This is a genomic window from Achromobacter pestifer, assembly GCF_902859625.1.
GTDB lineage: Bacteria > Pseudomonadota > Gammaproteobacteria > Burkholderiales > Burkholderiaceae_B > Achromobacter > Achromobacter pestifer.
Genome location: NZ_CADIJX010000001.1, coordinates 1367123 through 1378575, shown reverse-complemented (window position 1 = coordinate 1378575; position 11453 = coordinate 1367123). Strand labels below are relative to the sequence as shown.

The window sequence follows — 11453 nt, the reverse complement described above, 5'->3', positions numbered from 1 at the left end:
AGCACGGCCGGCACGCAGGATTCACGCTTAAGGACGTCATCATGACCTTGCTTCGGGACAGGGACGCGGACCAGCCCGGTTGGCGCATCGGCGTGCTGTATTCGCGCAGCGGCGTCACGGGCACGACCGAATCGCAGCATTTCTTTGGCACGGTGCTGGCGGTGGAAGAGATCAACGCCCTGGGCGGCGTGCTGGGCCGGCCGTTGGAGCCGGTGGTGTACGACCCCGGCAGCGACGCCGAGGAATACCGCCGCCTGGCGGCCCGCCTGTTGCTGGACGATGAAGTCAGCGTTATTTTCGGGGGGTGCACCTCGCATTGCCGCAAAGCGATGTTGCCCGTGGTGGAGCGCACCAACTCCCTGCTTTGGTATGGGTCGGTCTACGAAGGCTTCGAGTATTCGCCCAATGTCATCTATACCGGCGCGGCGCCCAATCAGGGCAGCATGCAGCTGGCGGCCTATCTGATTCAGAACTGCGGTTCGCGGATATTCCTGGTGGGGGCGGACTACATCTACCCCCGCGAGACCAACCGCATCATGCGCGAAACCGTGGAAGAGCATGGCGGCGAGATCCTGGATGAAACCTATCTGCCCCTGGGCTGCGACGAAAGCGACATCATCGATGTCGTGGCGGACATCCGCCGCATCCAGCCCGATGTGGTGTTTTCCACGTTGATCGGCGCGGACGCGCAACGCTTCTACCAGCGCTACCACGAGGCTTGCCAGGACGCGGGCGCGGAAACCGCGCACATTCCCATCGCCAGCCTGACCATGGCGGAATCCGAGGTGGCCGAGATCGGGCCGCAACGTTGCGTGGGCCACATCACCGCCGCCACCTATTTCAATACCGTCGACACGCCCGCCAATCAACACTTCCTGGCGCGCTGGCGCGAGCGTTTCGGCGACCATCCCGCCAGTGTCTATGCCGAGACCTGCTACAGCCAGGTGCATTTGTTCGCGCGCGCGCTCCAGCGCGTGGGCGGCATGGATACCCGCAAGCTGGTTCAAGCGGTGCATCAGGTGCAATTCGACGCGCCGGACGGCCGGATGTCGATCCTGGCAGCCAATAACCACTGCGTGCTGACGCCGCGCATCGGTGTGTGCCGCGCGGACGGACGCTTCGACATCGTGTGGGAAAGCGATGAGCCGGTGAAGCCGGACCCCTATCTCACGGCGTTCGGCCTGGACGACTTCTGGTTGAAATGAGCATGGACCATAGCCTACGCCGCCTCTATGAGGACCTGCGCAGTGTGGCCGTCGCGGTGGTGTATCCCCCGGGCGAAGACCGCGACGTGCTGGTTGAGCAACTCAAGCGCATCGGTTGCCGCATTCATTTGCATTGGCCGTTCCCGGATGCCCCGCCCGCGGGCGCGGACGTCATCTTCTTCCAGGTGTCGCAATGCGTGCAGAATAGTGCTGCCTGGTCGGCCAGCGAAGTCGAGGCCACCTTGATCGCGTTGTCCGAATACGAAACCCCCACCACGCTGAAGCAATTGCTGAAGACCAACGCGCACGGGGTATTGACGCGGCCCTTCCGCTCGGCGGGCATTCTCAGCACCTTGGTGCTGGCGCGGTCGGCCAAGCAGTTCCAAGGCCGGCAACAGGTCAAGATCGATAAGCTGGAGAACACCATCAAGGCCCGGCGTGTCATCGAGAAGGCGATCCGCGTGCTGATGGATCATCAGCGGCTGGACGAGCGCGCGGCCTACGAACACATGCGCACGCGGGCCACGGGCTTGCGCGTCAGCGTGGCGGAAGTGGCCGCAATGATCATCGAGGCCAGCGAGGCCATGGAAAAGGTCGGCTTGGGCGGCATCCGCCCGGGCCCATCCCAAAACGGCTAAGCGCCCGATTTCAAAGAGGAAAACAATGAAAGTCATGATCGCCCGCTTGAATCACGAAACCAATACGTTTTCGCCCGTGCCCACGCCGCTGGCCGCGTTTGGCAATGACGGCCCCGTGTTTGGCGCGCAGGCCTACGACGACAACAAGGGCAAGCGCACGGCGATGTCGGCTTTCATTGATCTGGCCGAAGCGAACGGCGCGTCGCTGGCCACGCCGGTGTCCGCCACCGCCTACCCCAGTGGCCGGGTGGACGCGAAGGCCTATCGCGAACTCTGCGATGCCATCGTGGCGGGCGCGCAGGGATGCGCCGCGATCTTCCTGGACCTGCATGGCGCGATGGCCGTGGAAAGCACCGATGATGGCGAAGGCGATCTGCTTGAACGCTTGCGCCAGCAGACGCCAGATGTCCCCATCGCCGTGGCGTTGGACCTGCATGGCAACGTCACGCCCAAGATGATGGCCAATGCCGATGTGATCGTCAGCTTCAAGACCTACCCGCACGTGGACATGTATGAAACAGGCGAACACGCGGGCCGCATCTTGTTTGATTGGCTCAACGGCGGGTCGCGCCCAGTGATGGCATGGCGCCGCCTGCCATTGATGACGCATACGCTGCGCAGCGCCACGGCGCAGGGCGCCATGCGCGACGCCGTGCAGGCCGCCCGGCAGGCGGAGGCCGCGGGCGCGCTGGGGGTGTCCGTGTTGGCGGGATTCGCCCTGGCCGACATTCCGGACCCTTGCCTGAGCGTGGTGGTGGTGGCGGGGGCGGGTGGGCAGGTGCAGGCAGAGCAGGTGGCCGCCGACATGGCGCGGGACATCTGGGCGGCGCGCGACGGCTTTTTCTATGAGGGCGAGCCCTTGGCCGACTCGTTGGCTCGCGCCGTCGAACTGTCCTGCGGCGCCAGCAAACCGGTGCTGCTGCTGGATCACGGCGACAACTGCATGTCGGGCGGCACGTGCGACACGATGGAGGTGTTGATGGCCGCCGTCGACGCCGGCTTGACGGGCATTGTCGCGGGCCTGTATTGCGACCCTGAAGCCGTGGAGGCGTTGACCCAGGCGGGCGAGGGCACGCGGGTGGAGCTCTGGGTGGGCAACAAACGGCCCATCCCCGCCATCGGGCGGCCCGCGGCGCCGGTGCTGTTGCGTGGCGTGGTTGGAGCGGTGACCGACGGCCAATATGTCATCACGGGTCCAACCTACACCGGCCAGACGGCCAGCATGGGCCGCAGCGCGGTGCTGGATATTGGCGCCGCGCAACTGGTGATTACCGAGAAGACCCACGAGCCCTGGGACTTGGGGGTGTTTGAAAGCATGGGGCTGGATCCTCGCCGGGCTCGCTTTGTCCTGGTGAAGTCCCGCATGTATTGCCGGCCGGTGTTTGAACCGATATCCCAAGCGCTGGTGGAATGTGGCAGTGCGGGCGTGACCAGCTCGGATTTTTCGCTATTTCCCTATGAACGCCGGCGCCGTCCGCTCTATCCGCTGGATCCCATGGCGCTGTCAGACTACGATCCGGCGGCTTGACCGGCAGGCCGATTGGCGTCCGCATACAATATCGGCCATGGAAAAAGTACGCATCTCCAAGCTCATGTCCGAGCGCGGACTCTGCTCGCGCCGCGAGGCCGACAGCTATATCGAACGCGGTTGGGTCCGCGTGGACGGCATCGTGGTGTCCGAGCTGGGCGCCCGAGCCTATCCCGACCAGGTCATCACGCTTGAGCGCGCCGCGCAGGCGCGTCAGACCTCGCGGGTCACCATCTTGATCAACAAGCCGGTGGGCTATGTGTCGGGCCAGGCCGAGAAGGGCTACACCCCGGCGGTTGCGCTGATCGATTCGCGCTCGCGCTTTGCCGGCGACCGCTCGCCGCTGCGTTTCGAGCGCGCCCATCTGGACGGGCTGGCCGTGGCCGGCCGGCTGGATATCGATTCCCAGGGGCTGCTGGTGCTGACGCAGGACGGCCGCATCGCCAAGCACCTGATCGGCGAGGACTCCAGCGTGGACAAGGAATACCTGGTCCGCGTGCAGGGCGACCTATCCGATCGCGGGCTGGAACTCCTGAACCACGGTTTGTCACTGGACGGCCGAGCGCTTAAACCCGCCCATGTGCGGTGGCAGAACCACGACCAGCTGCGTTTTGTGCTGTGGGAAGGCAAAAAGCGCCAGATCCGCCGCATGTGTGAACTGGTTGGCCTGAAAGTGGTGGGGCTGAAGCGCGTGCGCATCGGCCGGGTGTCGCTGGGCGACCTGCCTCTGGGCCAGTGGCGCTATCTGCGCGACGACGAAGGCTTTTAAGCCGGATCCGCACCCAAAAACGTGATTGTTCCGTTGGCCGACAAGTGATGTCGGCGGTCAGCAGATTTTTCAGTCTGTTTCTGCGACACCGCTATTTCATGAAAGCGGGGGTATTCTTCGCTTGCCCGTTGCTGCCCAGGCGCTCCATCAGAAATTCGATGAAGATCCGGGTCTTGGCGGGCAGGAGCCGGGTTTCGGTGACCGCGTAGACAGGGAATGGCCCCAGTTGCCAGTCCGGCAGCACACGCTGCAACTGGCCGGATTGCTGTTCGGCCGTTTGGCCGCCCACCAGCACCGCGATGCCAGCGCCCAGCATGGCCAAGCGGCGTGCCATGGCGACACCATTGACTGAAAACCGGTTGCCCGGGGTGAATTCAATGTGCTGGTCGCCGTTGCTCAAGGGCCAGCGGGTAACGCGGCCGGCGCCTTCGGCGCGGAACTCGATGCACTCGTGGCGGGTCAAGTCGCTGGGGTGCCGAGGTTCACCGTGCTTCTCAAGGTAGTCATGCGAGGCATACAGGTGGGCGGGCAGCATGCCCAGCAGCCTTGCAATCTGCGTCGAGTCGGGCAGGTCGCCGATTTCGATGGAAATGTCGCAGGTCTGGAACACACGTGAAGCGTGATCCGGATTGGCCAAATCCAGGAAAAATGTGACGTCGGGGTAGCGGCGAGAGAATTCCATGAACGATTCAGCCAGGAAATCCGTGCCGAAATCCGCAGGCATGTTCACCCTAAGCGGCCCCGCTGGCGTGTCGACCAGTTTTTGCAGCTCTTCGTGGGCGATCTGGGCTTCGGCGACGATGCGCTGGCAGCGTTCAAAATACAGCCGGCCGGCGTCGGTGAGCTCCACCTTGCGAGTCGTGCGGCTGAGCAGCCGCAGGCCGACAGACCGTTCCAGTTCGGCCACCTGGCGAGACAAGGTGGACTTAGGGACACCCAGCGTCGCCGCTGCGCGGCTAAAACTGTGCGTTTTGGCCACTTCAACGAAGAGTTCCATGCCTTGTAAGCGTTTCATGGCTAGATTCTGTCATATGCAGGGGTGTTGAAATTGTCCCATAAATGGAATGATGTTTTCTCATTGCGCCCCTTTGTTTCTTGGGCGGGATAACGCAGAATGCGAGTTCTGCAATGCAGCAATTCGATAAAGCCCAACCTGCGTGTTCAACGCGAATCCACCCCGTTGATGCACTGCCTTGCCCCATTCGGGCGCGGCGCGGCGTTTTTTTTGCCGCCGCACTGTCCCAAGGCAAGAAACGCCCCCCCGGGGGGGGGCAGCAAGCCCGCAAAAGCGGGTGCAGCGTGGGGCCTTTTAATTTTTCGGGAATGCAATCTATGAACAAGAAAAGCGCTATGTGGCGTAGCGCGGCGGTCGTCACGCTGACGGCATCGGCCCTGACCCTGGCCGCTTGCGGCAAGAAGCAAGACGCGCCGCAGGCGGGCAAGCCGCAAGTCTCAGTCGTGACCTTGACCACGCAGCCCGTTTCCCTGACCACCGAATTGCCGGGCCGCACGTCCGCATTCCGCGTGGCCGAAGTCCGTCCCCAAGTCAACGGTATCGTCCAGAAGCGCCTGTTCACGGAAGGCGGCGAGGTCAAGTCGGGCGAACAGCTCTATCAAATCGACCCCGCGCTCTATCAGGCCAGCGTGGACAGCCAGAAGGCCGCCTTGGCGCGTGCGCAGGCGCAGCAAAAGACGGCGGCCCTGCTGGCTGAACGCTACAAGCCGCTGGTGGCTACCCGCGCCGTCAGCCAACAGACCTATGACAACGCCGTTGCCTCGCGCGACCAGGCCGCAGCCGACGTGTTGTCGGCCAAGGCCGCGTTGGACACCGCGCGCATCAACCTTGTCTATACCAAGGTGTTGTCGCCGATCGACGGCATCATCGGCCGCTCGTCGGTGACCGAAGGCGCGCTGGTGACGGCCAATCAGACCGGGGCGTTGGCTGCGGTGCAGCAAATTGACCCGATCTATGTCGACGTGACCCAATCCAGCGTCCAGCTGCTGCGCCTGCAAGACGCATTGGCCAGCGGCCAGTTGAAGAAGGCAGACGGCGAACAGGCCGCGCTGGTGACGCTGACCCTGGAAGATGGTTCGCAATACAAGCAACCCGGCAAGCTCCAGTTCTCGGAAGTGACCGTGGACCAGGGAACTGGCTCGATCACGCTGCGCGCGGTGTTCCCTAACCCCGACCGCCGCCTGCTGCCGGGCATGTTCGTGCGCGCCCGTCTGGCCGATGGCGTGGCCGCCGACGGCTTGCTGGTGCCGCAACGCGGCGTGACGCGCAATCAGCGCGGCCAGCCGACGGCACTGGTCGTCAATGCCAAGAACCAGGTCGAATTGCGTCAATTGCAGACTGATCGTGCCATTGGCGACAAGTGGTTGGTCACCGATGGCCTGGCTGCTGGCGACAAGGTCATCGTGGAAGGTCTGCAAATGGTGCGTCCGGGCGCCGAGGTGGTAGCCACCGAAGCCGGCGCCAATGCGCAGCAGCCGCAGGCGGCGAATGCCGCGCCGGCTAAGCAGTAATCAGGGAGCCATGCATGGCAAAGTTTTTTATCGATAGGCCGGTTTTCGCCTGGGTGATCGCGATTGTGCTGATGATGGCCGGCGCGCTGTCCATCTTGCAGTTGCCGGTCTCGCAATACCCCAACATCGCGCCGCCGGCCATCAGCATCGCCGTGACCTACCCGGGCGCATCCGCGCAAACGGTGCAGGACACCGTGGTGCAGGTGATCGAACAGCAGATGAACGGGCTGGACGGCTTGCAGTACATCTCGTCGGAAAGCAATTCCGACGGCAGCATGTCCATCACGCTGACCTTCAAGCAGGGCACCAACCCGGACACGGCGCAGGTGCAGGTGCAGAACAAGCTGGCCTTGGCGCAGCCGCTCTTGCCGCAGGAAGTGCAGCAGCAGGGCATCCGCGTCACCAAGGCCACGAAGAACTTCCTGATCGTGGCGGGCTTCGTGTCCACCGACGGCACGATGAACAAGGACGACTTGTCCGATTACGTCGCGTCCTACGTCCAGGATCCCATCAGCCGCACGCAGGGCGTGGGCGATTTCCAGTTGTTCGGTTCGCAGTACGCCATGCGTATCTGGCTGGATCCGGCCAAGCTCGTCAATTACGGATTGACCTCCGTTGATGTGGTGGCGGCGATCAAGGAACAGAACGTGCAGGTGTCGTCCGGCCAGTTGGGCGGCCTGCCGTCCGTGCGCGGCCAGCAACTGAACGCCACCATCATCGGGCCGTCGCGCCTGGAGAAAGCGGAAGACTTCGGCCGCATCCTGCTCAAGGTCAATGCCGACGGTTCGCAAGTGCGTCTGGGCGATGTCTCGCGCATTGAACTGGGCGGGCAGACCTACGCCATCGACAGCTTCTACAACGGCAACCCGGCCTCGGGTCTGGCGATCAAGCTGGCGCCGGGGGCAAACGCGCTGGACACGGCGCAGGCGGTGCGTGACACCATCAACAACCTGAAGCCGTACTTCCCGCCGGGCATGGACGTCGTGTATCCGTATGACACGACGCCGTTCGTCAGCCTGTCGATCCACGAAGTGTTCAAGACGCTGGTGGAAGCCATCATCCTGGTCTTCCTGGTGATGTACCTGTTCTTGCAGAACTTCCGCGCCACCATCATCCCCACGCTGGCGGTGCCGGTGGTGCTGTTGGGCACGTTCGGCGTGCTGGCGGTATTTGGCTATTCCATCAACACCCTGACCATGTTCGGGATGGTGCTGGCCATCGGCCTGCTGGTGGATGACGCCATCGTGGTGGTGGAAAACGTTGAACGGGTGATGGCCGAAGAGGGCTTGACGCCCAAGCAGGCCACGCGCAAGTCCATGGGTCAGATTACCGGCGCGCTGATCGGCATCGCCATGGTGCTGGCCGCGGTGTTCATCCCGATGGCGTTCTTCGGCGGCTCCACGGGCGTGATCTATCGCCAGTTCTCGATCACCATCGTGTCGTCCATGGTGCTGTCCGTGCTGGTGGCCATCGTCTTCACGCCGGCCTTGTGCGCGACGCTGCTCAAGCCTATTCCGAAGGGCCATCATGGCTCGAAGAAGGGCTTCTTCGGCTGGTTCAACCGCACGTTTGAACGCAGCAGCAATGGCTATGCCAACTCCGTGGCGCGCGGCTTGAACCGCACCAAGCGCCTGATGGTGGTGTACCTGGCCCTGGTGATCGCGATGGGCTGGATGTTCACGCGCATTCCGACCGCCTTCCTGCCGGGCGAGGACCAGGGCATTTTGTTCGCCCAGATCCAGACGCCCGCAGGCGCCACCGCGGAAGCCACCAAGGCCGTTATTGACGACGCCACGAAGTACCTGCTGACCGAAGAGAAAGACGCCGTCACCTCGGTGTTCGCCGTCAACGGCTTCAACTTCGGCGGCCGCGGTCAGAACGCTTCCATCCTGTTCATCAAGCTGCGCGACTGGGAAGAACGCGGCGACGCCAAATTGAAGGCAGCCGCCGTGGCGGGGCGTGCCAACGCGCACTTCGCCAAGACCGAGCGCCGTGCGCAACTGTTCGTGGTGCCGCCGCCTTCCGTGATGGAACTGGGCAACGTCACCGGCTTCGACTTCCAACTGATGGACCGCGCAGGCGTGGGCCATGAGAAGCTGCTTGCCGCGCGCAACCAGTTGCTGGGCGAAGCGGCGAAAAGCCCGGTGCTGATGGGCGTGCGTCCCAATGGCATCGAGGACGCGCCGCAGTACCAGCTGGACATCGACCGCGAGAAGGCACGCGCGCTCGGCGTCGCCGTGTCGGACATCAACAGCACGCTGGCCACCGCCTGGGGTTCGTCGTACGTCAACGACTTCATCGACCGCGGCCGGGTGAAAAAGGTGTTCGCGCAGGGCGAGGCATCCTCGCGCATGCTGCCGGAAGACTTGAACAAATGGTATGTGCGCAACAGCGCGGGCGACATGGTGCCGTTCTCGGCGTTCTCGAAGGCAACGTGGAGCTTCGGCCCGCAAAAGCTGAACCGCTACAACGGCGTGCCGTCCTACAACATCCAGGGCCAGGCGGCGACGGGCTATAGCTCGGGCGCGGCGATGAACGAAATGGAAAAGCTGGCGGCCAAGCTGCCGGTGGGCGTGGGCTTTGAATGGACCGGTTTGTCCTTTGAAGAACGTCTGTCGGGTTCGCAGGCGCCGGCGCTCTACGCCATATCGCTGATCGTGGTGTTCCTGTGCCTGGCCGCGTTGTATGAAAGCTGGTCCATCCCGACCGCCGTCATGCTGGTGGTGCCGCTGGGGATCATCGGCGTGCTGCTGGCGACCTTGATGCGGGGCCTGTCCAACGACGTGTACTTCCAGGTGGGGCTGCTCACCACAGTGGGGCTGGCGGCCAAAAACGCCATCCTGATCGTGGAGTTCGCCAAAGAGCACTTTGAATCCGGCGCCAGCCTGACGGAATCGGCCATTCACGCCGCCCGCCAGCGTCTGCGTCCGATTCTGATGACGTCCCTGGCATTCATCCTGGGCGTGACGCCGCTGGCGATCTCGTCGGGCGCCGGTTCGGGCAGCCAGAACGCCATCGGCACGGGCGTGATCGGCGGCATGTTGACCGGCACGTTCCTGGCGATCTTCTTCGTCCCGGCCTTCTTCGTGATCATGCTTCGCATGTTCAAGGTGAAGCGCATGAGCGAAAACCAAGACAAGCACGACCCCAGCGCCAACGGCTCGCAGGAAGTGTCCGCCGAAGGACAACCGTAATGAAACTTCAGATGAGAACTTTATTGTCTGTTTCCCTGGCGGCGGCCCTGGCGGGCTGCTCGCTGGCTCCGACCTACGAACGGCCGGACGCGCCGGTCGACGCCGCCTATCCTTCGGGTCCGGCGTACAAGGGTGAAGCGGCCCAGGCCGCCCAGGGACTGTCGACGGCCGATATCGGCTGGCGCGATTTCTTCGGCGACCCGTTGTTGCAACAGCTGATCGAACAGTCTCTGGCGAACAACCGCGATTTGCGCGTGGCGGCATTGAATGTCGAAGCGGCGCGTGCGCAGTACCGTATCCAGCGTTCCGATCTGTTGCCCAGCGTGGGCATCGCGGGCCAGGAGACGGCGCAGCGTACGCCGGCGGACCTGTCCGCCAGCGGCCGGGCCACGACCAGCCACAGCTATCAGGTGGGCGCAGCCGTGTCCTCGTGGGAGCTGGATCTCTTTGGCCGTATCCGCAGCCTGAGCGACCAGGCGTTGGAATCGTACCTGGCGCTGGATGAAACGCGCACGGCGACGCAGCTGACGCTGATCGCCGAGGTGGCCAATGCCTATCTGACGCTGCGTGCCGACCAGGAATTGTTGAGCCTGACGCGCGACACGCTCAAGAGCCAGGAAGATTCCTTCAAGCTCACGCAGCAAAGCTACGACCAGGGCCTGTCCACCGCGTTGGACTTGAGCCAGGCGGAAGTGTCGCTGCGCACGGCCCAGCGCAACCTGTCGCAATACACGCGCCAGGCCGCGCAGGACCGCAATGCGCTGGTGCTGCTGGTGGGCCAGCCGATGTCGCCCGAAATCACGGCGGCGCTGGATCAGGCGGTCAAGCTGGATGACAGCATGCTGCCGACCACCCTGCCTTCGGGGCTGCCGTCGGATCTGCTGGCCCGCCGTCCGGACATCCGTGCGGCAGAGCACCAGTTGAAGGGCGCCAACGCCAATATCGGCGCGGCGCGTGCCGCGTTCTTCCCGACGATCAGCCTGACAGGCCAGGCGGGCACCGCCAGCGCCAGCTTGGGCGGTCTGTTCGAGGGAGGCTCCGGCGCCTGGAGCTTCGTGCCTCAGATCACCGTGCCGATCTTCGCCGGCGGCTCGCTGTTGGCAGGGCTGGATCTGGCGAAAGTGCAGAAGAACATCCAGGTTGCGCAATACGAAAAATCCATCCAGACGGGCTTTCGTGAAGTGGCGGATGCCCTGGCTGGCCGGGGCACGCTGGACGAGCAGATACAGGCGCAGCGCTTGTTGGTGGATGCCAATCAGCGCGCCTACGATGTGTCCGACCAGCGCTTCCGCCAAGGGATCGACGACTACCTGAGCGTGCTGGATTCCCAGCGTTCGCTGTACACCTCGCAGCAGGCGTTGGTGGACACGCGATTGGCTCGCCTTTCCAACCTGGTGACCTTGTACAAGGTGCTGGGCGGCGGCTGGACCGAGCGCACCGCAACGGCGCAGGCAACCCCCGCCAGCGGATCGTAGGAGGGGTGTAGCGCGCGGAAGGCAGCCATGAAAAAGCCGCCCAAAAACGCGCGCAACCCATCACCAACACCCCACGGGCGAAAAAAAACGGGCCGATCGAAAGATCGGCCCGTTCTCA

Annotated in this window: 8 protein-coding genes; 7 read left to right on the top strand and 1 reads right to left on the bottom strand. The window is 63.8% G+C overall.

Features of this window, described 5'->3' with window-relative positions; genetic code table 11:
- The first annotated feature begins 41 nt into the window (after window positions 1–41).
- Genes HV753_RS06005 through HV753_RS05990 form a run of 4 tightly spaced genes read left to right on the top strand, consistent with a single transcriptional unit; the run spans window position 42 to window position 4140 of the window.
- On the top strand, window positions 42–1205 hold the full coding sequence (locus tag HV753_RS06005; RefSeq protein WP_175173468.1) for a transporter substrate-binding domain-containing protein: 1164 nt from the start codon (window positions 42–44) through the stop codon (window positions 1203–1205).
- A 2-nt stretch (window positions 1206–1207) separates the two neighbouring features.
- Complete coding sequence (locus HV753_RS06000; protein ID WP_175173467.1) at window positions 1208–1843, top strand: ANTAR domain-containing response regulator; 636 nt, start codon at window positions 1208–1210, stop codon at window positions 1841–1843.
- Window positions 1844–1868: 25 nt separating this feature from the next.
- On the top strand, window positions 1869–3371 hold the full coding sequence (locus HV753_RS05995) for a M81 family metallopeptidase (RefSeq protein WP_175173466.1): 1503 nt from the start codon (window positions 1869–1871) through the stop codon (window positions 3369–3371).
- 37 nt (window positions 3372–3408) lie between these two features.
- Window positions 3409–4140: a pseudouridine synthase gene (locus tag HV753_RS05990; protein WP_175173465.1), complete on the top strand. Its 732-nt coding sequence runs from the start codon at window positions 3409–3411 to the stop codon at window positions 4138–4140.
- Window positions 4141–4231: 91 nt separating this feature from the next.
- On the opposite strand, the gene HV753_RS05985 is transcribed toward HV753_RS05990, so the two are convergent.
- Window positions 4232–5137 carry a LysR family transcriptional regulator gene (locus HV753_RS05985; protein WP_175173699.1) on the bottom strand — a complete coding sequence of 302 codons (906 nt, stop codon included), beginning with the start codon at window positions 5135–5137 and terminating at the stop codon, window positions 4232–4234.
- 353 nt (window positions 5138–5490) lie between these two features.
- On the opposite strand from HV753_RS05985, the gene HV753_RS05980 reads away from it, so the two are divergent.
- From HV753_RS05980 to adeC, 3 genes are read left to right on the top strand one after another with little or no spacing between them, the layout of a single operon-like run.
- Window positions 5491–6666 carry an efflux RND transporter periplasmic adaptor subunit gene (locus HV753_RS05980; protein WP_175173698.1) on the top strand — a complete coding sequence of 392 codons (1176 nt, stop codon included), beginning with the start codon at window positions 5491–5493 and terminating at the stop codon, window positions 6664–6666.
- 14 nt (window positions 6667–6680) lie between these two features.
- Entirely contained in the window at window positions 6681–9860 is a 3180-nt protein-coding gene (locus tag HV753_RS05975; protein ID WP_175173464.1) for an efflux RND transporter permease subunit, read from the top strand.
- Window positions 9860–11335 carry an AdeC/AdeK/OprM family multidrug efflux complex outer membrane factor gene (gene adeC, locus HV753_RS05970; protein WP_175173463.1) on the top strand — a complete coding sequence of 492 codons (1476 nt, stop codon included), beginning with the start codon at window positions 9860–9862 and terminating at the stop codon, window positions 11333–11335. Before HV753_RS05975 ends, adeC begins: the two co-directional genes overlap by 1 nt.
- The last annotated feature ends 118 nt before the right edge of the window (window positions 11336–11453 follow it).

Bases quoted from the DNA above. Each gene is read 5' to 3' on its own strand.
- HV753_RS05985 (WP_175173699.1), bottom strand. From the start codon at position 5,137: ATGGAACTCTTCGTTGAAGTGGCCAAAACGCACAGTTTTAGCCGCGCA.
- HV753_RS05975 (WP_175173464.1), top strand. From the start codon at position 6,681: ATGGCAAAGTTTTTTATCGATAGGCCGGTTTTCGCCTGGGTGATCGCG.
- HV753_RS05990 (WP_175173465.1), top strand. From the start codon at position 3,409: ATGGAAAAAGTACGCATCTCCAAGCTCATGTCCGAGCGCGGACTCTGC.
- HV753_RS06000 (WP_175173467.1), top strand. From the start codon at position 1,208: ATGGACCATAGCCTACGCCGCCTCTATGAGGACCTGCGCAGTGTGGCC.
- adeC (WP_175173463.1), top strand. From the start codon at position 9,860: ATGAAACTTCAGATGAGAACTTTATTGTCTGTTTCCCTGGCGGCGGCC.
- HV753_RS06005 (WP_175173468.1), top strand. From the start codon at position 42: ATGACCTTGCTTCGGGACAGGGACGCGGACCAGCCCGGTTGGCGCATC.
- HV753_RS05980 (WP_175173698.1), top strand. From the start codon at position 5,491: ATGTGGCGTAGCGCGGCGGTCGTCACGCTGACGGCATCGGCCCTGACC.
- HV753_RS05995 (WP_175173466.1), top strand. From the start codon at position 1,869: ATGAAAGTCATGATCGCCCGCTTGAATCACGAAACCAATACGTTTTCG.